Raw genomic sequence first — 25230 nt, 5'->3', positions numbered from 1 at the left:
GGGGATGATCATAAAGACGATAGTTTTTATGCACAAAACGTGCCGTGCCAGAATCCGGAAGCAGTAGGCAAATTTATTCCGCGCTGCGGCATATCGGCGAAAAGTTTGCCGCGCATGGTTTGAACGGTGCCTCCGCAGCGGCGTGGCGAAGGCGAGATGCGGGCAAAACAGATCCCGCTATTTCGATGCACGCATTCATCCGGTTGTTATGGTATAAGACTATCTTCGCTGAAAAGATGTACTGCTCTTTCGTCGTGCTTCGCATGAGAGTTGATGTGCAGTCCGAACCCGGTTTGCGTCCGGCTTCCGCCCCGCAGCCTCGGCGTCCTTAAGGGACGCTCGATCCTCAAAGGCGCATCAACCCTCCGGCAAACGGACTATTTGGGGGGATGAGACATGCGGGTTACAGCGGCAAGTGCGGTTCTGCGCGCCCGGGCAATTGCAGGAACCTATGTGGTCATCCTGGCCTGGGACTTCGTCGCCGGGCAGGACGCCAAGAAAACCGGGCTGATGGGTTTCGCCATTCAACGCGAGGAGCTGAAGGACGGCGCGGTTGTCGAGCGCTACTGGATGACCGGCATCAAGCGTTTCAAGGACAAGGATAAAGGCCTGCCGCCGGGGACGCCCGTCAGCACGGCGGAGCATCCGGTGCAGAGCTTCCAATGGGCCGACTATACGGCGGAAACCGATCACACCTACCGCTACCAGATCGTCCCGGTCTACGGCACGGTGAAGATGCTGCAGCTCGACACCGCCTCGGCCGTCACTCTCGAAATCGCGACCGAGCTGGAATATCTGCTCCATCCCGACAAGAGAAACGACCAGGCGCGCCACGACGTCTATTTCAATCGCGGCGTGATCGGCTCACAGGCCTATGCCCGCCGTTTCGGCAACCGTATGCCCAATGCCGATAATCCCATGGCCGAGGAGATGGTCTGGCTGTCGCGCGGGCTCTTCGAGGCGCTCATCAAGTTCATCGGCCTTGCCGAGGATCATCGCTTCGGGCTTCGCGCCGCACTCTATGAGTTCCACTATCAGCCGGTCGCGAATACCTTTGCCAAGGCAGTGGAAGCCGGCGCCGACGTGAAGATCGTCTTCGACGACGAAAAGACCTACAAGGCCGCAAACGAAGCGGTCATCCACAATGCCCGGCTCGACGAGATGAAGGTAGTCATCCCGCGCACCGTGACCGAGGGCATCCGCCACAACAAGTTCATCATCCTGCTTGAGGATGAAAAGCCGATCGCGGTCTGGACGGGGTCAACGAATATTTCCGACGGCGGCATCTTCGGCCACTCGAATGTCGGCCACATCGTCTGGAGCTCGGCAATCGCGGAGACCTATCTCGAATACTGGACGCTGCTGTCGCAGAACCTGACGCCGACCAAGTTGCGGCCGAAAAATCGCGCGCTGACGCCCCTGCCCCCTGGCCGTACCCAGCCAAACAGCGTCACACCGGTCTTCAGTGCCCGCGACGCGAAGGACAACAGCGAATCGCTGCAATGGTATGCCGACCGCATGGGCGAGGCGCAGGAGATTTCCTGCATCACGCTCGCCTTCAACCTGGACAAGGTCTTCAGCAAGGTGATCGCCCAGGACAATGACGTGCTGCGCTATATCGTCAAGGACGACGATCTCGGCGACGGCGAGATCATCGGCCGCGACCGCGACGTCCTGTTCGCCGCCGGCGGACGGCTGGAGGCCGGTGCTCTGGCAAATTTTCTGGCCGAGCGCGACAACCCGCTCAACACCAACGACTACATCCATGACAAATTCATGCTGGTCGATCCGTTGAGCGCCGACCCGCTGATCGTCAGCGGGTCGGCGAATTTCAGCCAGCCCTCGCAGCGCATCAATGACGAGAACATGATCGTCATTCGGGGTGATACGCGTGTCGCCGATATATATTTCGGCGAGTTCATGCGTATTTTCGACCATCACTACGCGCGCTACGTCGTCAAGAAGCTCACCGATGCCAACAAGCAGGATCCGGATGCCGGATATCTGAAGGCGAACCCGGAGGACTGGCTGCGCGGTCAGTTCGACGAACGGAGCTACAAAGCCAAGCGCCGGAGATATTTCGTCGGACCGTGAAAACTGCGACCATTGTGCTCTTTTCACAAAGGCCAAACCCAGCCTAGGTTAGGGAGACCGTACTCCAGACAAGGCTGACGCCCATGACAACGCATCGCTTCGTTCCGACCGCCTATCACAATGTCATCGGCTCCCTTTCCCCGGCATTGCGCATTGCCGATGGTGACACCGTCATCACTGAGACGATCGATGCCGCCGGCTATGACAAAGACGAGGTTCGGCAGGCCCCGGGCCCCAATCCGATGAACGGCCCAATCTTCGTCGAAGGTGCGGAGCCGGGCGATTCTCTCAAGGTCGAAATTCTTGGCATGGTTCCGACGCGCGATACCGGTTTTACCCGCAGCGTCGTCGCCGGCAACGTTGTCGACCCCTCGGATATCAGGACATTGCCGGCAGGCAACAAGGCAATCTGGCAGATCGATCGCGAAGCTCTGACGGTCCGGCTTTCCGAGTCGGTTGCCGGTCTGGAGGCTTTCGTGCTGCCACTGTCGCCGATGATCGGCTGTTTCGGCGTTGCTCCATCCCTCGGCCAGGCCATTTCGACCGCCACCAGTGGCGAGTACGGCGGCAACATGGATTATCGCCTGCTCGGCCCTGGCACGACGATCTGGTTTCCGGTTTCCGCGCCCGGCGCGCTTTTCTTCCTTGGGGATTGCCATGCGGTACAAGGCGATGGCGAAATCGTCGGCACCGGCATCGAGACCACCTTCGAGGTGACGGTGCGCCTTAGCGTCGAAAAGAAGAAGACGATCGTCTGGCCGCGCGGCGAGACTGCGGACGATATTTTCACCATCGGCAATGCCCGGCCGCTTGACCAGGCGCTACAGCATGCGACCAGCGAAATGCTACGCTGGCTTGGCTCCGACTACGGCCTCGACAACACCGCAGCCAGCCACCTGCTCGGCCAGGTCGTGCGCTACGATGTCGGCAATGTCTTCGATCCCGCCTACACGATGACCTGCCGCGTTTCCAAGAGCTGGCTGACCCGGCGATAGGCCTTCTCAATTCGATTGAGGATTAGCCAGCGTCGCGCGATTGGTCCCGCCTCTGGTTGCGGGAAACGTTCATCTCCTGCCGTTCCTGCGCCAAGTTGCTGACGGCGGCGCGCAGTTGCGGATGGCGGGACATGAACAGGTTGAAATCGCGACGTTCCAGGACAAGGAACTGGCAGAAGTCGACGGCGACCACATCGGCTGTGCGCCGCGCGCCCGTCAATACGGCCATTTCGCCGAAGAAGGAGCCGGCGGCAAGCGGAATCTCCTCGTCCTCGAGCTGCACTTCGACCGCGCCAGAGGCAACGAAGAACATGCTGTCGCCGCGGTCGCCGGAGCGGATGACGCGATCGCCCGGCAATGCTGACCGTGGCCGGAAGAGCAGCAGGAGCTCTTCCTGCGCACCATCGTCGAGCTCGGCAAACATGGGAAAAGTCTCGATCAGCTGCTCGATTTCGAGATGATGCTGCCGATCCCGCTCTTCGCGCTGCTCGCTGATAACGGCCAGTTCACGATAAAGGCTATCATGCTTCGCCATGCCGTAATTGGACGCGAAGGCCGGCCATCGGGAAAAGACCCATGCCTCCAGCCTCTCACTGCCGGCAAAAACCAGCTGATTGAGCGTGATCGACAAAATCGCGCCGGCAAGGATCAGATCCTGCCCCTCGCGGGGAAGCAGCCCTAGCGAAACGCCAAGCCCCGCCAGGATGAAGGAAAATTCGCCGATCTGGGCAAGCCCCGCGGCGACGGCAAACCCCATGCTTGCGGGAAAGCGCAGCAGCACCACTATCAAGAACGCGATCAATCCCTTTCCAAGAATGATGAGGGCGAGCACGCCGAGGATCATCAGCGGTTCGCGCACCAGCACCGAGGGATCGAAAAGCATGCCGACGGAGACGAAGAACAGCACCGAAAAGGCATTCTGCAACGGCAGGGAATCTGCCGCCGCCCTGTGACTGAGATGAGACTCGCTCATGATCAGGCCGGCGAAAAACGCGCCGAGCGCGAAGGAAACGCCGAATATCTCCGCTGCCCCGAAAGCAATGCCAAGGGCAATGGCAAGAACGGACAGGGTGAAGAGCTCGCGCGAACCGGTGCGCGCCACGGAGATCAGCAGCCAGGGAACGACCTTCGGACCGATGAAGATCGCCACGGCGGCAAAAGCGGCCACCTTGAGGAGCGTGATGCCGATGGTCAGCCAGATCGACCCTGTGGCGGCATGGCCACCTGCATCGGCATGTCCCCCAAGCGCCCCGGCAAAGGCGGGCAGCAGCACGAGCGCCAGCACCATCGCCAGATCCTCAACGATCAGCCAGCCGACGGCGACACGACCATTGGTCGAACTCACCAGATTGCGCTCCTCCAGCGCCTTCAGAAGCACGACGGTACTGGCGACGGCAAGGCTCAGACCGAGAACCAGGCCAGCGCCGATCCCCCAACCCCACAGCGACGCAAGGCCGATACCCAACAGTGTGGCAATGGCGATCTGAGCGATGGCGCCGGGAATAGCGACCCCGCGCACGGCAAGCAGATCGGCCGCCGAAAAATGCAGGCCGACCCCGAACATCAGGAGGATGACGCCGATCTCGGCCAATTGCGAGGCAAGCGCCATGTCGGCGACAAAGCCCGGCGTCGCCGAACCGATCATCACACCAGCGACAAGGTATCCAACCAGCGGCGGCAAATGCAGCCGGTCGGCGAGATAGCCGAAAATGGCGGCAAAACCAAAACCAGCGGCAATCAATGCTATCAATGCGACGTCGTGCGGCACCACGGCCCTTCCCGTTTTTCGGCGTTACCGCCCTACCCCTGCTTGTTTCGCGCCACGCTAGCATCGCTTTCGCGGGGACGTCTATGGGATCATGCGAAACAAAAGACAAACCGCCGCCTCGCAGAAACGAGGCAGCGGCGACAGCAGGTTCTTACTGATCGAGAACGATCTGCAGCTTGACGTCGCTCGGGCGTGCTTCCACGGCGCGATCGAAGGCTTCGATCGATTGCTCGAACTTGAATGTCTCCGAGATCAGCGGCTTCAGGTCGACACGGCCGGATGCTATCAACGCGATCGAACGCTCATACTGGTGCGCATAGCGGAAGACGGTCTCGATGCGGATCTCCTTCGTCGAAGCCGTTGAGACATCGAAGCCGACCGGGGCCACCGGCAGGCCGACGGCGACGATGACGCCACCCGGACGCGGCAGCTCCATGACGGTTTCCCATGCCTTCGGCGAACCGGAGCATTCGAAGACGACGTCCGCACCCCAACCGTCGGTCAGGCGCTTGACCTCTTCGATCAGGTTCTTCTCGCGAATATTGACGGGAATCACACCCTGATACTGCGCGGCGATATCGAGCTTCGGCTGCGCAAGGTCGGCAACGATGGCGCGGGCGCAGCCGCCGGCAAGGGCCGCGATGGCCACCATAGTGCCGATCGGGCCGGCGCCGAGCACGACGGCGGTGTCGCCGGGCGTAATCTTCGCCTTGGCCGCCGCCTGCATGCCGACCGCGAAAGGCTCGACCATCGCGCCCTCGGCAAAGCTGACATTATCGGGCAGCTTGAAGGTATAATTGGCGGGGTGCACGACGAAGGGCGTCAGCACACCATGGATCGGCGGCGTCGCCCAAAAGGTGACGGCGGGATCGACATTGTACATGCCGAGACGGCTGGCCTTGGAATTGGCGTCGGGAATACCCGGCTCCATGCAGACGCGATCGCCGACCTTCAGATGCGAAACACCGGCACCGACCTCGACCACCGTGCCGGCCGCCTCATGGCCGAGCACCATCGGCGCATTGACGATGAACGGGCCGATGCGGCCATGGGTGTAATAATGCACATCCGATCCGCAGACGCCGACCGTGTGGATCTTGATCTTCACCTCGCCTGGCCCGACTTCCTGTGGCAAATCGATATCGCGCAGCGCCAATTCATGCTGACGCTCCAGTACCAGGGCACGCACCTTGCTCATCACGTCTTTCCTCTTTCAGAAGTCAACTTCCGCCCCCGCACGGCCGCAAGGACATCCTCGTTCGTTATATAGCCACGACTGGCATCACAAAATGACCTTTCCGCAAAAACCAGATCAATTTGGCTCAATGCGAGAGGAAATAGCCGGGACCGCCCACCAGTATATTAATATTAAAATACTCTTTCCAAGAGATACCCGTCGACTATTCATATTGGCAATATTGACTAGCGTTCCATTTCTTGCCCTTTTAGCAGGTACGGAACAGGAGGACGCTCAAATGGTATATGACTGGACCGGCCAGCGCACCCGCCGGACGAAAGTGCTGCGCGCGGCGAGTATCGCGATACTTCTTCTCTTTTTGATCGCAGTTCCCGTTTTACTGCTGCATTACAATTTTATCCAATATCCCTATTGAGTCGCCAGACGACGATTGGTTTCGTCTGGCCGCTGGTTGATCAAGTTGCCTTTTTCGCGCCCGGTTTCGGCTTGCGTGAGACATTATCCCCAGCTTTCGGATCGAGTGGCAGGCAATCGAGAACCGCAAGCAGCGCGACGACCCCGAGCATGACGAAAGCCAGGCGGAATTCGATGGCGGTGATCCCGCTCAAGCCAAGCGGCGCGCTGATGACCTGGCCGATGCGGATGCCGATGGCACCGACGGCAATCCCCATTCCCATGGTCAGCTGAAAGGCCGTGCTGAACAGCGTATTCGCGCCCGTCATCTGCTGCGGCGGGATGTCGGCGAAGGCGATGGTGTTCAGCGCCGTGAAATGCATCGAGCGAAGCATGCCGCCGATGAACAGCACGGGGATGATGAACCAGATCGGCGTATCCGGGGAAAACAGCGCACAGGCAGCAATGAAGATCGCGTTGAGGATGCCGTTGACGATCAGCACCGGCTTGAAACCGAAGCGCCGCAGGATCGGCGTCGTACCCGGCTTCATCGCTAGATTGCCGGCAAAGACCGCAAGCGTCAGCATGCCGGCATGAAAGGCGCTCAGCCCGAAGCCGACCTGGAACATCAGCGGCAGCAGGAAGGGCACCGCGCCGATAGCAGTGCGAAACAGCGAGCCGCCCCAGATGGTTACGGCAAAGGTCGGCAGCTTCATTCCCGAGAGGTCGATCAGCGGATGTTCGCTTCTGCGGAAGTGGAACAGGGCGGCGGCAAGCAACATGAAGCCGGCGATGACATAGGCCCAGGCTTCCAGCCAGACCGGATCGGGACGGCCGATAAGCTCCAGCCCGTACATCAGGCTCGCCAAGCCAAAGCCGCTGATGACGAAGCCTATCCAGTCAAAGGGCGGTCTAGCTGGGTTCTTGGTTTTCGGGATCAGCATCAGGGCAAAGATGAATGCTACGATGCCGAGCGGCAGGTTGAGAAAGAAGATCCAGCGCCAGCTGGCATGATCGGTGATGAAGCCCCCGAGCGGCGGCCCCAGAACGGGTGCAACCAGCGCCGGCCAGGTGATCGTCGCAATCGCCGAAATGAGCTTATCCTTCGGCGTATTGTTGAGGACCACGAGGCGGCCAACCGGCACCATCATCGCGCCGCCAATGCCTTGGAGAATGCGCATGGCGACAAAAGAGCCCACACCGTTGGCAAAGCCGCAGAGAACGGACGCCAGCGTGAAGATGACGACAGCCGTAGTGAAAACCAGGCGCGCGCCGAACCGATCACTGATCCAGCCGCTGATCGGAATGAAGACGCCGAGTGTCAGAAGATAGGCGCTCATGCCGATATTGAGATCGACCGGCCGGGCGCCGAAGGATGCGGCCATCTGCGGCAACGCGGTGGCGATAACCGTGCCATCCAGGTTTTCCATGAAGAAGGCACCAGCCACGAGCAACGCAATCTGCAACGGCCGGGAGCCGGACGCCTGCATTGCCGCTTCGCGCTTGCGCGTGGACATATCATTCATTCCAAGACTGCTCCGAATCCGCCTCGCATCCGCGATTATCTAAACGGTTTCGCCCCACGTCCGAAAGGTTGAAATCGTCCCACCATTCCATGAATCGATCACATTTCGCTCCATCGCCGGGTCAGAATTTGATTACGACGTTAGACCCCTTCCGTTAGCCCTGGCGAACGGTCCAGCCGACATGGCGCCACAGTAGGCATGTGGACGCAAGACATGGTAGAGTCTTGGCCAATAGATGGCGCAACGAGAACGGCCGAGCCAACGCCGATCAACTATGGAACCACCGCAGCGAGTCTGGACGTCAGCGTGAAGCCAGCTAGGGTCACTAGAAGCTGACCATTTCACTCGCATTACTTTTCAATCAGACATGAGAGTCCCCCACTAATGAAACATGGCATTGATGCAACGATTGCTCCGGCGAGCCCGATTTCGAAACTGATCGTCACGCAATCGCCATTCGATGCCTATGTCCGCAAATACGGCACCATCCCCCGTCGCGGCGTCTTCGGTTATTTTGTCCATGAACTCGGCCGCCGCATCGTCGGCGGCGCTTACCCGGTCGGCGCGACGCTCCCGAACGAGCCCGATCTGGTAGAGCAGTTCGGTATCAGTCGCACCGTCATCCGTGAGGCGATGAAATGCCTGGCGGGCAAGGGACTGGTGGAAATCAAGACCCGCGTCGGCACGCGCGTCAAGGAACGCGCCAACTGGCATCATCTCGATACCGACGTCATGGTCTGGTACTATGAGACCGGGCCGTCGATCGAGATCATGCGCTCGATCAAGGATCTCCGACGGGTGCTGGAGCCGGAAGCAACGGCGCGCGCAGCCACACGTGGCACTGACGAAGATCTCGCCGCCATCACCGCCGCCTATGAAGACATGGTTTCCACGCTCGGTGATATCAACGTCAATGCCGATGCCGATCTGCGTTTCCATACCGCGATCTTCGCCGCCACGCACAACATGGTCTACGCGCAACTTATCGACCTGATCGCCGTCGCGATCTACGCCAACCGCACACTTTCGAGTCCCAACGAAGTCGCCGAGGGCCAAAAACGCGCTTTGCCGTACCATAAGGCCATTCTCGACGCGATCGTCGCCCGCGACCCTGACGCCGCACTCAAGGCCTCGCACCATCTGCTCGATTCCTGGCGCATCAACGACTACGACTTCTGAGGCGCCACCGCCGCAAGAGCCGCAGCATTCATCTTTACCTCGTTAATGCGTCATCGCCTCCTGCGCGTCCGCCTTCGGTATCTGCCGGCGGCCGGCGTCACGCGCCACCGGAATGAGCCAGGTGGTCGCAAACGCGAGGATGGCAAGCGCGACGACGCCCCAGAAGCTCCAGTGCAGCGCCGCGTCGAAGACGCCGCGTATCGCCGGATCGGCTGCGAGATCGGAAAGACCGGTCGGCTGGTTCAGCACCTCATGCAGCCTGGCGGCCAGATCGCCGCTGCCGAAATGGACGATGCCGATATTGAGCACGGCACCCAGGGCGGTCGCGCCGAGCGTGTTGCCAAGGCTACGCGAAAAGATGATCGAGGCCGTAGCGCTGCCGCGCATCGACCATTCGACGCTTTCCTGTACTAGCACGATACTGGTCAGGCTGATGAGACCCATGCCGAAGCCCATCAGGAAGGAGCCGACACCAGCCAGGATCGGGCTGCTCTCCGGCGTCAGAAACACAAGAAAGATCGCGCCGAAAGGGAACATGAAGCTGCCGGCACGTAGCGTCCTGCGAATGCCGAAGGTGCGGAAGAAGCGGCTCGACAACATCACGGCCAGCGGCCAGCCGACAATCAGCATGGTCAGCGTGAAGCCCGCCACCAGTGGTGATCGGCCGAGCACGCCCTGCACATAGATCGGCAGGATGGTCGTCAATCCGATCAACGCCATGCCGGCCAGAAGCGTGACTGCATTGCTGGTGGCTATCAATCGCCGGCTCCAAAGCTCGATCGAGATGATCGGCTCCGGCGCGCGCCGCTCCTGCCAGATGAACAGCGCCCCGGCGACGACGAAAACGATCGCCAGCGGGCCGAGGACGCCGATACCGGAGTCGGTCTCGGTGAGAATCACCAGCAGCGAGATAATCGCGAGCGAAAACAGGATCGTGCCGAGATAATCGATCTTCGCCTCGCGCGGCGTGATCTGCTCATGCAGGAAGAGCGTGAAGCCGATGATGGTCAGCACGCCGATCGGCAGGTTGATCCAGAAAATCCAGGCCCAGGAAACATTGTCAACGATGATACCGCCGACAAGCGGCCCGATGACGGCCGACACCGCCCAGACGCTGGCAAGTGCGCCCTGCACCTTGGCACGCTCCTCCAGCTTGTAGAGATCGCCGACCACAGTCATCGTTACCGGCTGGATCGCGCCGGCGCCAAGCCCCTGAAGCAGCCGGAAGGCGATCAGTGATGCCATCGACCAGGCAAAGCCCGCCAAAGCCGAACCGACGAGAAAGATCAGAACACCACCGATCAGCATCGGTTTTCGGCCGAAAATATCAGACAGCTTGCCATAGATCACCGTCGTCGTGGACTGCGCCAGCAGAAACGCGGAGAAGACCCAGCTATAATAGGTAAAGCCGCCGAGTTGGCCGACGATGTGCGGCATGGCGGTGGCGACAATCGTCGCCTCGATTGCGACCATGAAGGTCGCCAGCATGATCGAGACAATGACCAACGGACGTCTTGATCGATCGGCCGTGCTGGACATGACATTCCTTTCTGACAGCCCACCCGACCGCAAACGCGTATAGGCCGTCAACACGGCCATGGGCGAACGATAAATTGCTGAGATCAACGTCGGAGGGTTAAGCAACTACAGGGGCGTTGGCCTGCTGGTTCGTTATGATAAGCATTGCATACTAGCAGGGGCGGATGTCAACCTCTTAACAAGGCTGGCAGATCACCACACGCCGTCATGCAGCGCCGTCGCTTCTTCGCACAGCATCGGCCCCACCACCTCGACCTTGCGCTGGCCCGCCTCGAAAACCACCCGGCAGGGCAGATCGAGCGTCGGATTTTCCGGATGGTTGCCGGTAATCGCCTTGAGTTGGCTTTCGCTGAGACCATAAACGACGCGGCCGACACCGGCCCAATAGGCGGCGCCGGCACACATGGCGCAGGGCTCGGCGGAGGTGTACATCGCGCATTGCACGAGAAAGCCCGGAGAGTATTGCTGCGACGCTCTGGTCATCAGCACGCGCTCGGCATGGCCGGTCATGTCCTGCGTCGGATTATAGGCGTTTTCCTGCTCCATCAACACGGTACCATCAGGTCCGACCAGAATGGCCCCGAAAGGATGATTGCCGTTCAACCGCGCCCGCGCCGCCACCTCGAAGGAACGGCGCAAAAAGACTTCGTCGTTGAGAGATGCGGTCATGGTCCCTGCCCTGCGATGAAACGCGATATCGCAACTTGCGCGATGCTCATTCAGCTGACAACCGCTAATTCAGGGCAGCGCGCGGAAATCCACGGCCGGGCAGAACGACTGCCCGGCCGTGGATTGATCTCAGGCGATGCTTTGTTCGAGATTGTCCAGGATCGCGTTCCAGCCCTTCGTATGGCCCTGCCTTGCCTCCTCGCTGCGGAATTTCACCTGCCTCAAGGTGATTTCCGTCGTATCGGGACCCAGTTCGGCAAGATCGATGGTCACCACGCTGTCGTCGAGCGAGTATGGCGATTCCCAGGTAAAGGACAGACGAGAATGGGGATCGATTTCAAGATAGGTACCGGCATGCGGGATCTCCCGCTCGGCGGTTATCATGACGATCGAAAACCGTCCGCCCTTGACCGGATCGGTTTTGACCTTGGACGCCTCGCCGCCTGTCGGCGTTCGCATGAATTTCGCCAGCATTTCAGGCGAAAGCCAGGCATTGAACACTTTCTCGCGCGAGGCCGCAATTTTGCGGTTCACTGTCAATTCAAGCTCAGTCATCTCTTTCATCCTTCGAAACGAGTAGATTCTCCAGCGCCGCAAGGCGCAGTTCCCAAATCGACTTCAGTTGCACGAACCAGCCCTCCGTCAGCTTCAGCGGTTCGAGCTCCGCGGCAATGAAATGCTCGCGGCCCAAGGTCCTGCGGGTGACGAGACCGGCCTCTTCCAGCACCTTGATATGCTTGGAGACGGAGTTCAGGGACATCTCGAAATGCGCGGCGAGCGCTGTCACTCTCAACGCCCCCTCCTGAACAAGCAGCGTCAAGATTTGTCGCCGGGTGGTGTCGCCGGCGGCCTTCAGAATTCGTGACAGAGCATCTTCGTCCATTTATTCATCCATGTGGTTGAATATACAAAATCGAGCGCGATAGTCAACCATATGGGTGAATATTTTGTATCCTCACCGGAATCGAGACTGATGGTGATGAGTTTGACCGAGAATTTCTTGTTGAAAATCAAACCCGATTTACGGCTCCCCAACCGTCGACCACCCAATGCGCTTAAACTCCTGTGTCGTTATTGCGATTGATTTGTTCATTTCCTGAACTTACTGTCAGGATAAATACCCCGGCGGAACATCGAATTGCTCACCTCTTTGCAGCGGCAGCTACTGCGCGTCATCAGTGAATCCGGCCCGCTCAGCCGGACGGTTCTCGCCACATCGCCGCCCACAATTTCCTGATTGGTCCCAACCCGAAATAGAGGTTTCCCATGCGTATCGCCGTCGGTGGCATTCATACTGAATGCAGCACGTACAACCCCGTCCTGGCCGAAGAAAAAGATTTCCGCATCGTGCGCGGCGAGGCGCTGAGCGAAGCCCCCTATTTCGCCTTCCTTAGGGACTACGACGCCGAGTTCCTGCCGACGATCCACGCCCGCGCCATCGCCGGCGGCCCGGTCGCCCGCCATACCTACGAGGCTTTCAAGGCGGAGTTCCTCGAACGGCTGAAGCCGCTCTTGCCGCTCGATGGGCTTTATCTCGCCATGCATGGAGCCATGTATGTCGAGGGCATGGAGGATGCCGAAGGCGACTGGATTACTGCTGCCCGCGCCATCGTCGGTGACGATTGCCTGCTATCCGCCAGCTACGACCTGCACGGCAACGTCACCCAGCGCATCATCGACGCGCTCGACATGTATTCCACCTATCGCACCGCGCCGCATATCGATGTCGAGGAAACCATGCGCCGCGCGGTGAAAATGCTGACCGAGAGTCTCAAAACCGGCGTGAAGCCGATCCTGCTCTGGGCGCCGATCCCGGTCGTCCTGCCCGGCGAGCGCACCAGCACGGTCGATGAACCGGCCAAGAGCCTCTACGATCTGCTGCCCGACATCGATGCCATCGACGGCGTCTGGGATGCCTCTCTAATGGTGGGTTATGTCTGGGCCGACGAGCCGCGCGCCACCGCCGCCGCCATCATGACCGGCACGGACCACGCCGTCCTGGAGCGCGAGGCGAAACGACTGGCGCAGGCCTATTGGGACGTCCGCCGGGATTTCGTCTTCGGCTGCGAGACCGGCTCGATCGAGGAATGCGTCGCCAAGGCGATCGCCAGCCAGACCGCCCCGGTGGTGCTGGCCGAATCCGGCGACAATCCGACCGGCGGGGGCGTTGGCGACCGGGCCGATGTGCTGGCGGAACTGATCGCCAAGGATGCTGACGGCGTCGTGTTCGCTGGGATCGCCGACAAGGCGGCGACGGAGGTCTGCTATGCCGCCGGCGCCGGCGCCAAGCTCGATCTCACCGTCGGCGCTTCGCTGGACACCAAGGGCAGCAAGCCGGTAAGGGCCGAATTCACCGTCAAGTTCCTGCTGCAAACCGACGATGCCGCCGACCGGCAGGCCGTCGTCTCCGTCGGCGGTATCGATCTGGTCCTGTCGGCAAAACGCCGCCCCTATCACAACATCGCCGATTTCACCCGCCTCGACCTCGATCCGCATCAAGCCAAGATTATCGTCGTGAAATCCGGCTATCTCTCGCCGGAACTCGCCCCGATCGCCAATCCGAACCTGATGGCGCTCTCGCCCGGCGTGGTCGACCAGTTCGTCGAACGCCTGCCGCGACTGCGCAAGCAGAAACCGACCTATCCCTTCGACAAGGATTTTGCCTTCACGCCCGAGGTGGCGCTCTCGGCACGTTCGAGCGGCCGGTAGCAGTCCCGGCTGGGGGCCGCTGCGCAAACATTATGCATTGAGCAGACTTGCACAAAAAAGAGCTTGACGCTGCGCTCGAGTTGAACTTGTATCGGACCAATCAAAAATTGGTTCGGACCATTTAACCTCATGGCAGCCACCGGCCTTCCTGAAAATTCGACCCATGCCCTGGAGAAGCTCCGGGGGCTTTTGGGCTCGGACAATCTGCTGCCGGATGGCAAATTGCCGACCGAGCGGGCTCTTTCAGAGATGTTCGGCGTCAGCCGCCGTGCCATCCGCAGAGCTCTGGAAGTGCTGGAGACCGAAGGTCGCATCTGGCGGCGCCAGGGATCGGGTACCTATGCCGGCCAGCGCCCGGATGACTGGAGCCAGCACGTCGGATCGATGATTGCCGGCACCAATCTCATGGAGATCATGGAGGTGCGCCTGCGCGTCGAGCCGCAACTCGCCCAGCTTGCCGCCATGCGCGCCAAGCCCGACGATATCGAGCGTATGTATGAACTGACGAAGAAGATCGTCGCCAGCGACGACGCCGATAGCCGCGAGCTTTGGGATGGCGCGCTGCATCGCCTGATCGCGCAGAGCGCCGGCAACCAGTTCTTCCTGACGATCTTCGACGTCATCAACCACGTCCGTCAGGACGAGGCATGGCAAACCATTCGCGAATTGGCCCGCAGTACCAACAACACGCGCCCGGCTTCCTACGCCCAGCACATGACGATCATCGACGCGATCGCAGCACGCGATCCGATGAAGGCCGCCGAAGCCATGCGTCAGCATCTGCTGATGCTGCAGGAAAGCCTGATCCGCGTCACCTCGCTCGACGCCCAGCCGCTGCAAAGGGAGCTGGCCAAGGCGCTTGACTGACCATGAGCGCGATTGCGCCAAGACTGCCCGGCCGGAGGGGAAACCGGCCGGAACTGCGTTGAAAACAAAAATACAAATAGGAGAACAGGATGAAGATCGCCAAATTTCTGACATCACTGGCCGCCGGCGTGTTGATCGCGCTGCCGGCCTTTGCCGTCGAACTCAAGATCGGCCTTCAGGACGATGCCGACGTGCTGGATCCGGCACAATCGCGCACCTTCGTCGGCCGCATCGTCTATACCGCACTGTGCGACAAGCTCGTCGACCTGACGCCGGATCTCAAATTCGTACCGCAGCTTGCGACCTCCTGGAAATGGTCCGCAGACGGCAAGCAGCTGACGATGGAGCTGCGTCAGGGCGTGAAGTTCCAGGACGAAACGCCGTTCAATGCGCAGGCCGTGGTCGACAATATCCAACGCTACCAGACCATGCCGGAATCGCGCCGCAAGAGCGAGCTCTCCTCCGTCGCTAAGGTTGAGGCATCCAGTGAATATGAAGTGACCTTCACGCTGAAGGCGCCCGATGTCACGCTGCTAGCCCAGCTTTCCGACCGCTCCGGCATGATGGTCTCGCCGACGGCGGCAAAAGCCGCTGGCTCCAAGTTTGGCGATCATCCCGTCTGCTCCGGCCCCTTCAAGTTCGTCGAGCGCGTGCAGCAGGACCGTATCGTGCTGGAGAAGTTCCAGGACTACTGGAACAAGGACAATATCTTCATCGACAAGGTGACCTACCTGCCGATCCCCGACACCACGGTGCGCCTCGCCAACCTGCGCTCGGGCGATCTCGACATGATCGAGCGCGTCGCCGCCTCCGACGCCGGCACCGTCAAGAGCGATAGCAATCTCGTCTATGCGGATGCGATCGGCACCGGCTGGCTGGGGGTTTATGCCAATGTCGGCAACGGCGCGCGCGCCGACAATCCGCTCGGCAAGGATAAACGCCTGCGCCAGGCCTTTTCGCTGGCAATCGACCGTGATGCCGCCATGCAGATCGTCTATGACGGCACCGGACTTGCCGGCAACCAGCCGTTCGCCCCGAACAGCCCGTGGTACGACAAGAACATCCCAGTTCCAACCCGCGACGTCGACAAGGCAAAGGCGCTGATTAAGGAAGCGGGCTACGATCGTGTGCCGGTGGAACTTGCGGTCGCCAACAATCCCGTCTCGATGCAGATGATGCAGATCATCCAGTCGATGGTGGCCGAAGCCGGCTTCGACGTGTCGTTGAAATCGACCGAATTCGCCACGCTGCTCGACGCGCAGACGGCCGGCAACTATCAGCTCAGCCGTTCCGACTGGTCCGGCCGCGCCGATCCGGATGGCAATATCCAGCAGTTTGTGACGACCGGCGCCGGCCTCAACGATTCCAAATACAGCAATCCTGAGGTCGACAAGCTCCTGCTGGAAGCTCGCCAGTCGCAGGACGATGCGGTGCGCAAGCAGAAGTACGATGCCGCCGAGGCGATCCTCAACGACGACCTGCCGATCATCTATCTCGGCCATCAGGCCTGGATCTGGGCCTACAACAAGAAGATCACCGGCTTCGTAGCCTCGCCGGACGGCATGATCCGCCTCGCCGGCGTGAAGAAGGGCAGCTAGTTCGACAGCGGCCTGCGGGAGAGACATCTTCCGCAGGCCCTTACCGAGATCAGGATGCGCTCATGTACACCTACATCGGAAAAAGACTGCTGGTCGCCATACCGACGCTGCTGATCATTTCCGTCTTCGTCTTTTCCCTGCAGAAGCTCTTGCCGGGCGACCCGATCCTTGCCATGGCCGGCGAAGAGCGCGATCCGCAGGTCCTCGAGTTTCTGCGCGAGAAATATCGCCTCAACGATCCTGTCATCTATCAATACGGCTATTGGCTGCAGGGTGTCGTGAAGGGCGATCTCGGCACATCGCTGCGCACAAACCAGCCGGTGTTGACGCTGGTCGCCGAGAAACTGCCGGTGACGATCCAGCTCGCCGTGATGTCGATGATCTTCGCTTTTGTCATCGGCATTCCCATGGGCATATTGGCGGCGGTGAAGAAGAACACCATCATCGACTATCTCGCCAATATCGTTGCCCTGTGCGGCTTGTCGGTGCCGAATTTCTGGCTCGGCATCATGCTGATCCTGCTGGTCTCGGTGAAGCTGCACTGGCTGCCGGCCTCCGGCTACCAGCCGTTCTTCGAGGATCCCTGGCGCTCGATCCAGACCATGCTGATGCCGTCCTTCGTGTTGGGCAATGCACTCGCCGCCACATTGATGCGTCACACCCGCTCTTCCATGCTGAGCGTGCTCAGCGCCGATTACATCCGTACGGCCCGCGCCAAGGGCCTGTCGGAAGCCGTCGTCGTCTTGCAGCACACCTTCCGCAATGCCATCCTGCCCATCGTCACCGTCAGCGCCCTGCTCTTCGGCGAACTGCTGGCCGGCGCCGTGCTCACCGAGCAGATCTTCACCATTCCCGGCTTCGGCAAGCTCATCGTCGATGCGGTTTTCAACCGCGATTACGCCGTCGTCCAGGGCGTCGTGCTTTGCACCGCCGTCGGTTTTATCGGGATGAACCTCATCGCCGATATTCTCTACGTCCTCCTCAATCCACGTCTGAGGGCAGCCCTATGAACGCGATCGTGCAGACGGCTGTTACCACCGCCCCAGCCAAGCGCGCGCCGAACCGCGCCTGGCGCAAATTCAAGGCCAACAAGGGCGCGCTGGTCGGCATCTCCATCATCCTGTTCTTTACCTTGGCTGCCATCCTCGCCCCAATCCTGCCGATACCCGATCCGGTCGCTACCAGCTGGTCGGCGATCCGCAAGGCCCCCTCGGCGGCCCATTGGTTCGGCACCGACGATATTGGCCGCGACGTTCTCTCGCGTATGATCTGGGGCGCACGCGCTTCATTGATGGCCGGCATCTTTTCCGTCGCCATCGCCGTCGCTATCGGCGTCCCTCTCGGGCTTATCTCCGGCTACTACGGAGGCTGGATCGACCAGATCATCTCGCGTGTCACCGAGGCCTTCCTCGCGATGCCCTTCCTGATCACCGCCATTGCGCTTGCCGCCTTTCTCGGGCCGAGCCTCACCAATGCGATGATCGCCATCGGGCTTTCGGCGACGCCGGTTTTCGTACGCCTGACGCGTGGACAGGTACTGGCAGTGAAGACGGAAGACTATGTCGAAGGCGCCCGCTCGATCGGGCTTCGCCATTCCAGCATCATCATTCGCTACATCCTGCCAAACGTCTTCGCCCCGATCCTGGTGCAGGGAACGCTCACCATCGCCACGGCAATCATCGCGGAGGCCAGCCTCTCTTTCCTCGGGCTCGGCCAGCAGCCACCCGCACCGAGCTGGGGCTCGATGCTCAATGTCGCGAAGAATTATCTGGAGCAGGCACCCTGGATGGCCATGTGGCCGGGCGCTGCGATCTTCCTCGTCGTCATCGGTTTCAATCTCCTCGGCGACGGCCTGCGCGATGCGCTCGATCCGCGCGAAGCATGAATCATCTGAAAGGACATCCGCAATGACCGCATTCACGACACGCCCGGAAATCCTCGGCACCTTCGGCGTCGTCACCTCCACCCACTGGATCGCTTCCGCGGTCGGCATGAGCATTCTCGAAAAGGGCGGCAACGCCTTCGACGCGGCAGTGGCGACGGGCTTTGTTCTGCAGATCGTCGAACCGCATCTTTGCGGCCCCGGCGGCGACATGCCGGCGATCATCTATTCAAAGAAGAAGGACAAGGTCGAGGTCATCTGCGCCCAAGCCCCCGCCCCGGCAGGCGCAACGATCGAGCACTATACGAAGGAGGGCCTGTCGCTAATCCCCGGCGACGGCCTGCTCGCCACCGTCATTCCCGGCGCTTTCGACGGCTGGATGCTGATGCTGCGCGACTACGGCAAGCTCACAGTCCGCGACGTTCTCGAACCGGCGATCCATTATGCCGAGCACGGCCATCCCGTCCTGCCGCGCGTCGCCGCGACCATTGCCGGCCTTGCCGACTTCTATCGCAAGGAATGGCCGACCTCATACGAGACCTGGTTGCCCGGCGGCTCCGCCCCAGAACCCTGGTCGAACTTCAAAAACCCGGTTCTTGCTCAGACATGGAAACGGGTGGTCTCGGAAGCGGAGGCAAAGAGCGGCCGCGAGGCACAGGTCGAAGCCGCACGCGACGCCTATTATCGCGGCTTCGTCGCCGAGGCGATCGACAGCTACGTCAGCAAGACCGAGGTGATGGATGCCAGCGGCAGCAAGCACAAGGGCGTGCTGACCGCCGACGACATGGCCAACTGGTCGGCAACGATCGAGGAGCCGCTGACCTATGATTATCACGGCTGGACCGTCGCCAAGATCGGCCCCTGGGGCCAGGGACCGGCCTTCCTGCAAACGCTGTCGCTGCTGAAGGGCTTCGATATCGCCGCCATGGACCCGGCCGGCGCGGATTACGTCCATACCGTTACCGAGGCTATGAAACTCGCCTTCGCCGACCGCGAGGTCTATTACGGCGATCCGAACTTCTCGAAAGTGCCGCTCGATATCCTGCTGTCGGATGCCTATGCCACCGAGCGCCGCAAGCTGATCACTTCCGAAGCCTCTTTCGACCTGCGCCCGGGCAAGATCGCCGGCTTCGAAGGCCAGTACGATCTCACCATGTCCATGCTCGAAGTGCCGGAAGCCAAGACCGGCGCGGTCTATGAGCCGACCATGTCGCATCTGACAGAGAAGCGCGGCGATACCGTGCATATCGACGTCATCGACCGTGAAGGCAACATGGTGTCGGTGACGCCTTCCGGCGGCTGGCTACAATCTTCGCCGATCATTCCGGGCCTCGGCTTCTGCCTGAATTCGCGCGCGCAGATGTTCTGGCTGAAGCCTGGCCTGCCCTCGTCGCTTGCTCCGGGCAAGCGCCCACGCACGACGCTGACGCCCACGCTCGCGCTCCATGAAGGCCGCCCGACGCTTGCCTTCGGCACGCCCGGTGGCGACCAGCAGGAACAATGGCAGCTCGCCTTTTTCCTGCGCTATGTCCACCACGGCCTCAACCTTCAGGAGGCGATCGACAAGCCGCTGTTCCACAGCACACATTTTCCAAGCTCCTTTTATCCCCGCACGCGCGAGCCGGGCGGCCTGACGGCGGAGGCGAACTTCAGCCCCGAGGTGCTCGATGCACTGCGCCAGAAGGGTCACAAGCTGACGGTTGCGCCGGAATGGACCGTGGGACGTTTGACTGCCGCACGGCGCGATGCCAGCGGCCTCTTGCGCGCGGCCGCTACGCCGCGTCTGATGCAAGCCTACGCAATCGGGAGATAGCCAATGACCTGGTCGATCGTTGCCCGTGAGCCTGAAACCGGCCATCTCGCCATCGCCGTCGCCACCCGCTTCTTCGCAGTTGGCAGCCTTGTGCCGCATATTCGAGGCGGCATCGGCGCTGTCGCGACACAGGCCTTCGTCAGCCCACTCTACGGTATTGACGGGGTTGCTATGCTTGCCGCCGGTCATGCACCGGACGAGACCGTCGCGACATTGACCGCCCGCGACGAGGGCCGCGAGCAACGGCAGTTCCACCTGATCGATGCCAAGGGCAACAATGCCGCCTTCACCGGCGCCAAATGCATCGACTGGGCCGGTCATCTGATCGACGACAATGTCTCGGTTGCCGGCAATATGCTGGCCGGACCGCAGGTGATTGCCGAGACGCTTTCGACCTTCAAGAAGACCAAGGGCAAGCCGCTTGCCGAGCGGCTGCTCGAGGCCATGCGCGCCGGCGAGGATGCCGGCGGCGACAAGCGCGGCAAGCAATCGGCAGCACTCGTGATCCATCGCGACCAAGATTACGCCTGGCTGAACATCCGCGTCGACGATAGCGCCGATCCGCTGACCGAACTCGAACGGCTCTACGCCGTCGCGCACGAGCGCTATCTCCATTTCGCCGAGACCATGGCGACGCGGCAGAATCCTGATGGCATGATCGACCGCCGCGAGATCGACGAGAAGATCGCGGCCCTGGAGGCCGCGAGGATTGCCGAGGGACGCCCGTCCGCATCTTTCGCCACATTACCGAAACTGTCTTGAGCGGAAACAGATGCCTGATACGATGCGCAAAATCATAAAGGGGAAATCATGACGACCACAGCCGCGCAGCAGACGAATCCCGATGTAAAACCTGTCCTCTCCGTCTCCAATCTGACGACGTCCTTCCTTGCCGATGGCGAGTGGCGATCGGTGGTGAAGAACATCTCCTTCGATGTCATGCCGGGCGAGACAGTGGCGATCGTCGGTGAATCCGGCTCCGGCAAGAGCGTCACCTCGCTGTCGATCATGCGCCTGCTCGCCAAGGGCAGCAGCCGCATCGAGGGCTCGGTCAAGCTCAATGGGCGTGAGATCCTGTCGCTCCCGGATAATGAGATGCGCAAGGTGCGTGGCAAGGATATTGCCATGATCTTCCAGGAGCCGATGACGAGCCTCAATCCGATCTTCACCATCGGCCGGCAGATCTCCGAGGCCCTCACCTGCCATGGCGATATCTCCAAGGCGGAAGCCAAGGCCGAGACGATCCGTCTGCTGGAAAAAGTGCGTATCCCGAACGCCGCCTCGCGCTTCGATGAATATCCGCATCAGTTTTCCGGCGGCATGCGCCAGCGCGTGATGATTGCCATGGCGCTAGCCTCGCGTCCGAAGCTTCTGATCGCCGATGAACCGACGACCGCGCTCGATGTGACGATCCAGGGCCAAATCCTCGATCTCATCAAGGTGCTGCAGGAGGAGGAAGGCATGTCCGTCCTCTTCATCACCCACGACATGGGCGTTGTTGCCGAGATTTCCGACCGCACCATCGTCATGTATCGCGGCGAGGCGGTGGAGACCGGCAAGACCGACGATATCTTCCATCGCGGCCAGCATCCCTATACCCGCGCCTTGCTTTCCGCTGTGCCGCGCCTCGGCTCGATGAAGGATCAGCCGCAGCCGCTGCGTTTCCCGATCGTCGATATCAGAACCGGCGAGCGCAGCGAACCCGTAGCCCTTGCCGACACGGTCGATCATCGCAAGACGCCCATCCTCGAGGTGAAAAACCTCGTCACCCGCTTCAATCTCCATGGCGGACTGCTGGGCCGTACCACCGGCGCCATCCATGCCGTCGAGAACGTCTCCTTCGATCTCGCCCAGGGCGAGACCCTGTCGCTGGTCGGCGAATCCGGCTGCGGCAAGTCGACGACTGGCCGCTCGATCATGCGCCTGATCAATCCCAATGCCGGCGAAGTCCGCCTCGACGGCTATGACGTAATGAAGCTCGACGCGCTTGATCTGCGCCGCATGCGCCGCAGCATCCAGATGATCTTCCAGGACCCCTTTGCCAGCCTCAATCCGCGCATGACCATCGGCGCCGCCGTGGCCGAACCCTTCATCGAACATAATCTTGGCACCCGCGCCCAGGGACGCGAGAAGGCGGCCGACCTTCTGGAGCGCGTCGGGCTGAAGGCGGATATGATGTCGCGTTACCCGCATGAATTCTCCGGCGGTCAGCGCCAGCGCATCTGCATTGCCCGCGCCCTTGCCCTCGACCCGAAGGTCATCGTCGCCGACGAAAGCGTCTCAGCACTCGACGTCTCGATCAAGGCGCAGGTCTGCAACCTGCTGATGGACCTGCAGCAGAGCCTGAACCTCGCCTATCTCTTCATCTCGCACGACATGGCCGTGGTCGAACGCGTCAGCCACCGTGTCGCGGTGATGTATCTCGGTGAGATTGTCGAGATCGGCCCCCGCGCCTCTGTGTTCGAGAACCCGCAGCATCCCTATACGAAGAAGCTGATGGCAGCCGTTCCCGTGCCCGATCCGGCCCGGCGCGGCATCAAGCGCAATCTCGCCGTCGAGGAGCTGAAGAGCCCTGTGCGGCCGGTCGGCTATAGTCCACCGATGCGTCGGTATCGCGAGGTTACGCATGGTCACCTCGTCCGGATGGATGAGGCCGCTTAAGCCGCATCGTGACCTTGACTTCATCGAAAGCAGGGGATGATATCCGCCCCTGTTTCAAGATGATTTGGAGTGATTGCGATGACCGACAGCGTGCTTGATATTCCAGTAAAGAGGATCGACGGCAGCGAGACGACACTTGCCGACTACAGCGGCAAGGTCATCATGGTCGTCAACGTTGCCTCCAAATGCGGGCTGACGGTGCAATATGAATCGCTGGAAAAGCTCTATGAAGATAAGCGTGATGACGGCCTCGTCATCGCCGGCTTCCCGGCCAATGATTTCAAGGGCCAGGAACCGGGCACGGATGAAGACATATTGAGCTTCTGCACCCTGACCTATGATGTACAGTTCCCGATGTTTTCCAAGATCGCGGTAACGGGCGCAGAGCGGCATCCGCTCTACAACCACCTGGTCGGCTCCGGCGTCGAGATCACCGGCGATGGCCCGATGCGCGAGCGCCTCGCAAAGCACGGTCTCGAAACCGGCCAGGACGGCGGCGTCGTCTGGAACTTCGAAAAATTCCTAATCGGCCGCGACGGCAAGGTTGTCGCCCGCTTTGCGCCTGACGTGACCGCTGACGATCCCCGTCTGCTCTCCGCTCTGGAGAAAGAGCTTGCCCGCGCCGGGTGAGGCATCGCGCGGATTTTCGATAAATACGATTTATTTCAATGCGTTACTTCACCTTGGAGTAGCGGCACGGGGCTTGCTCGGATTCGCCGCATCATTGCCTCCCCTCTTGCCCAGGAGTATGCTCACGCGTCCCATATATGGACGGAACGCTGCATCAATTCTGGGAGGAGGATGTCATGCGTGAACCTGATGTACAGAAACTCGATGCCCTGGTCGGGCGCTTGGTCGGCGATCTCGGCGCAGCGGTCTCCGGTGTTTTGGTAACACTCGGAGACCATTTGGGCCTGTTCAAGGCCATGGCGGATGGAACGCCAATGACCTCGGCGGAATTGGCCGACAAGACCGGCGTGAAGGAGCGCTACCTGCGCGAATGGCTGTCGGCACAGGCAGCGGCCGATTATGTCAGCTACGACGACAAGACCGAACGCTTCCACCTGACGCCTGAACAGGCGATGGTATTTGCGGAGGAAAACAGTCCCGCCTTCTTCACCGGCGCCTTCGATGTCGTTCAATCCATGTGGCTCGACGAACCGAAGATCGCCAATGCTTTCAAGACCGGCAGCGGTCTCGGTTGGCATGAGCACAGCGCCTGTCTGTTTCGCGGCACCGAGCGTTTTTTCCGGCCGGGTTATAACAGCCATCTCGTCTCGGAATGGATACCGGCACTGAGTGGTATGCATGAAAAGCTCCAAGCCGGTGCTGCCGTCGCCGATGTCGGCTGCGGCCATGGCGCCTCGACCATCCTGATGGCGCAAGCCTATCCGAACTCCACATTCTTCGGCTTCGACTATCACCTTCCCTCTATCGAACGAGCGAAAGCGGCGGCGAAGGAGGCGGGCGTCGACGGTCGGATCACTTTCGAACAAGCGACAGCAAAGGACTTCCCGGCTGCCGGTTACGATTTTGTGGCGATGTTCGATTGCCTGCACGATATGGGTGATCCCGTCGGCGCCGGCAAACATGTCAAGGAAAGCCTTGCCGATGACGGTACCTGGATGATCGTCGAGCCCTTCGCGCATGATTGCCTGAAGGACAACCTCAATCCGGTCGGCCGCGTCTTTTACGGCGCATCGACGATGATCTGCACGCCGGCCTCGCTGTCGCAGGAAGTCGGCCTGGGTCTGGGCGCGCAAGCCGGCGAATTGAAACTGCGCAAGGTCGCCATGGATGCGGGCTATTCGCATTTCCGCAAGGCGACCGAAACGCCGTTCAATATGGTCTTCGAAGTCAGGATCTGAACCCCGCGCCGCGCACTGCCAAACGCACGAGACGCAGGCTGTTCTTCACAGATGGGACCGCCTTTACCGAACAGGAAACGCGAGCGCCGGTCGGAATAGACCGGCGGCTCAGGCCATGATGATTGAGCGGCACTACCTGCTGCCGACCCTTACGCTGCGCAAGGTACGGGACGAGATCAATGGTTTTCGGCAAAGCTGAGGCAGCCTATGCGTTTCCGGGTATTGACTTACAAAAAATCAACTTTAGAGTGCATTCTATTGCATCTATCTACCGGGGAATATTATGGACAAATACACGAAAACCATTTTGACCGTCATCGCGGTGGCGCTGGTCGTTATCGCCGCTCAGAACACCATCACTCCGGCGAAGGCGCGCGGCGACAACTGCGGCTCCTACATGGAGCCGTGCTTCGTCAAAGTACTGAATTGAGGCGATCGACATCAGTAGCACGTCAAAGCCAGGAACGGCAG

Annotated in this window: 22 protein-coding genes; 15 read left to right on the top strand and 7 right to left on the bottom strand. The window is 60.7% G+C overall.

Going from position 1 to position 25230, the window contains the following annotated elements:
• The first annotated feature begins 396 nt into the window (after positions 1 to 396).
• Both AB6803_RS23230 and AB6803_RS23225 read left to right on the top strand, forming a co-directional pair.
• On the top strand, positions 397 to 2094 hold the full coding sequence (locus AB6803_RS23230) for a phospholipase D-like domain-containing protein (RefSeq protein WP_371111106.1): 1698 nt from the start codon (positions 397 to 399) through the stop codon (positions 2092 to 2094).
• An 83-nt stretch (positions 2095 to 2177) separates the two neighbouring features.
• On the top strand, positions 2178 to 3089 hold the full coding sequence (locus AB6803_RS23225) for an acetamidase/formamidase family protein (RefSeq protein ID WP_371111105.1): 912 nt from the start codon (positions 2178 to 2180) through the stop codon (positions 3087 to 3089).
• A 22-nt stretch (positions 3090 to 3111) separates the two neighbouring features.
• Here AB6803_RS23225 and AB6803_RS23220 read toward each other — a convergent pair whose 3' ends face one another.
• Both AB6803_RS23220 and AB6803_RS23215 read right to left on the bottom strand, forming a co-directional pair.
• Positions 3112 to 4857, bottom strand: a complete 1746-nt coding sequence (locus AB6803_RS23220; protein WP_371111104.1) for a cation:proton antiporter — start codon at positions 4855 to 4857, stop codon at positions 3112 to 3114.
• A 151-nt stretch (positions 4858 to 5008) separates the two neighbouring features.
• Positions 5009 to 6055, bottom strand: coding sequence for an NAD(P)-dependent alcohol dehydrogenase (locus AB6803_RS23215; RefSeq protein WP_371111103.1), 1047 nt, complete (start codon positions 6053 to 6055; stop codon positions 5009 to 5011).
• Between the two features lie 91 nt (positions 6056 to 6146).
• On the opposite strand from AB6803_RS23215, the gene AB6803_RS23210 reads away from it, so the two are divergent.
• Complete coding sequence (locus AB6803_RS23210) at positions 6147 to 6470, top strand: hypothetical protein (protein ID WP_371111102.1); 324 nt, start codon at positions 6147 to 6149, stop codon at positions 6468 to 6470.
• 40 nt (positions 6471 to 6510) lie between these two features.
• On the opposite strand, the gene AB6803_RS23205 is transcribed toward AB6803_RS23210, so the two are convergent.
• On the bottom strand, positions 6511 to 7974 hold the full coding sequence (locus tag AB6803_RS23205) for a DHA2 family efflux MFS transporter permease subunit (RefSeq protein ID WP_371111101.1): 1464 nt from the start codon (positions 7972 to 7974) through the stop codon (positions 6511 to 6513).
• Positions 7975 to 8358: 384 nt separating this feature from the next.
• On the opposite strand from AB6803_RS23205, the gene AB6803_RS23200 reads away from it, so the two are divergent.
• Positions 8359 to 9153 carry a FadR/GntR family transcriptional regulator gene (locus tag AB6803_RS23200; protein ID WP_371111100.1) on the top strand — a complete coding sequence of 265 codons (795 nt, stop codon included), beginning with the start codon at positions 8359 to 8361 and terminating at the stop codon, positions 9151 to 9153.
• Positions 9154 to 9195: 42 nt separating this feature from the next.
• Here the strand turns inward: AB6803_RS23200 and AB6803_RS23195 are convergent, their stop codons facing one another.
• From AB6803_RS23195 to AB6803_RS23180, 4 genes are all read right to left on the bottom strand, one after another.
• On the bottom strand, positions 9196 to 10692 hold the full coding sequence (locus tag AB6803_RS23195) for an MDR family MFS transporter (protein ID WP_371111099.1): 1497 nt from the start codon (positions 10690 to 10692) through the stop codon (positions 9196 to 9198).
• 192 nt (positions 10693 to 10884) lie between these two features.
• Entirely contained in the window at positions 10885 to 11361 is a 477-nt protein-coding gene (locus tag AB6803_RS23190; RefSeq protein WP_371111098.1) for a nucleoside deaminase, read from the bottom strand.
• A gap of 129 nt (positions 11362 to 11490) precedes the next feature.
• Positions 11491 to 11916, bottom strand: a complete 426-nt coding sequence (locus tag AB6803_RS23185) for an SRPBCC domain-containing protein (protein WP_371111097.1) — start codon at positions 11914 to 11916, stop codon at positions 11491 to 11493.
• A complete protein-coding gene (locus AB6803_RS23180) occupies positions 11909 to 12244 on the bottom strand; it encodes a helix-turn-helix transcriptional regulator (RefSeq protein ID WP_007694346.1) in 336 nt (111 codons plus the stop codon). Before AB6803_RS23180 ends, AB6803_RS23185 begins: the two co-directional genes overlap by 8 nt.
• Positions 12245 to 12627: 383 nt before the next feature.
• On the opposite strand from AB6803_RS23180, the gene AB6803_RS23175 reads away from it, so the two are divergent.
• The 11 genes from AB6803_RS23175 (at position 12628) to AB6803_RS23125 (ending at position 25189) form a co-directional block, all read left to right on the top strand.
• Positions 12628 to 14070, top strand: coding sequence for a M81 family metallopeptidase (locus AB6803_RS23175; protein WP_371111096.1), 1443 nt, complete (start codon positions 12628 to 12630; stop codon positions 14068 to 14070).
• A gap of 129 nt (positions 14071 to 14199) precedes the next feature.
• Positions 14200 to 14937 (top strand): FadR/GntR family transcriptional regulator, encoded by a 738-nt coding sequence (locus tag AB6803_RS23170; RefSeq protein WP_371111095.1) that lies wholly within the window; start codon positions 14200 to 14202, stop codon positions 14935 to 14937.
• Positions 14938 to 15026: 89 nt separating this feature from the next.
• Positions 15027 to 16535 (top strand): ABC transporter substrate-binding protein, encoded by a 1509-nt coding sequence (locus tag AB6803_RS23165; RefSeq protein ID WP_371111094.1) that lies wholly within the window; start codon positions 15027 to 15029, stop codon positions 16533 to 16535.
• Between the two features lie 62 nt (positions 16536 to 16597).
• Positions 16598 to 17545 carry an ABC transporter permease gene (locus AB6803_RS23160; protein WP_371111093.1) on the top strand — a complete coding sequence of 316 codons (948 nt, stop codon included), beginning with the start codon at positions 16598 to 16600 and terminating at the stop codon, positions 17543 to 17545.
• The gene (locus AB6803_RS23155; protein WP_371111092.1) at positions 17542 to 18420 is read left to right on the top strand and encodes an ABC transporter permease; all 879 of its coding nucleotides are present in this window, start codon (positions 17542 to 17544) and stop codon (positions 18418 to 18420) included. Before AB6803_RS23160 ends, AB6803_RS23155 begins: the two co-directional genes overlap by 4 nt.
• Positions 18421 to 18442: 22 nt before the next feature.
• Positions 18443 to 20230, top strand: a complete 1788-nt coding sequence (locus AB6803_RS23150; protein WP_371111091.1) for a gamma-glutamyltransferase family protein — start codon at positions 18443 to 18445, stop codon at positions 20228 to 20230.
• A gap of 3 nt (positions 20231 to 20233) precedes the next feature.
• Positions 20234 to 20992, top strand: coding sequence for a DUF1028 domain-containing protein (locus AB6803_RS23145; protein ID WP_371111090.1), 759 nt, complete (start codon positions 20234 to 20236; stop codon positions 20990 to 20992).
• 48 nt (positions 20993 to 21040) lie between these two features.
• Positions 21041 to 22891, top strand: coding sequence for an ABC transporter ATP-binding protein (locus AB6803_RS23140; protein WP_371111089.1), 1851 nt, complete (start codon positions 21041 to 21043; stop codon positions 22889 to 22891).
• A 78-nt stretch (positions 22892 to 22969) separates the two neighbouring features.
• The gene (locus AB6803_RS23135; protein WP_371111088.1) at positions 22970 to 23521 is read left to right on the top strand and encodes a glutathione peroxidase; all 552 of its coding nucleotides are present in this window, start codon (positions 22970 to 22972) and stop codon (positions 23519 to 23521) included.
• A 176-nt stretch (positions 23522 to 23697) separates the two neighbouring features.
• Positions 23698 to 24759, top strand: coding sequence for a class I SAM-dependent methyltransferase (locus tag AB6803_RS23130; RefSeq protein ID WP_371111087.1), 1062 nt, complete (start codon positions 23698 to 23700; stop codon positions 24757 to 24759).
• Between the two features lie 283 nt (positions 24760 to 25042).
• Complete coding sequence (locus AB6803_RS23125) at positions 25043 to 25189, top strand: hypothetical protein (RefSeq protein WP_047464184.1); 147 nt, start codon at positions 25043 to 25045, stop codon at positions 25187 to 25189.
• The last annotated feature ends 41 nt before the right edge of the window (positions 25190 to 25230 follow it).

It is taken from the genome of Rhizobium sp. RCC_161_2 (genome assembly GCF_041355235.1).
Lineage (GTDB): Bacteria > Pseudomonadota > Alphaproteobacteria > Rhizobiales > Rhizobiaceae > Rhizobium.
Note: the sequence above shows the minus strand (reverse complement) of the source record. Positions and strands in the feature narration are given on the sequence as shown.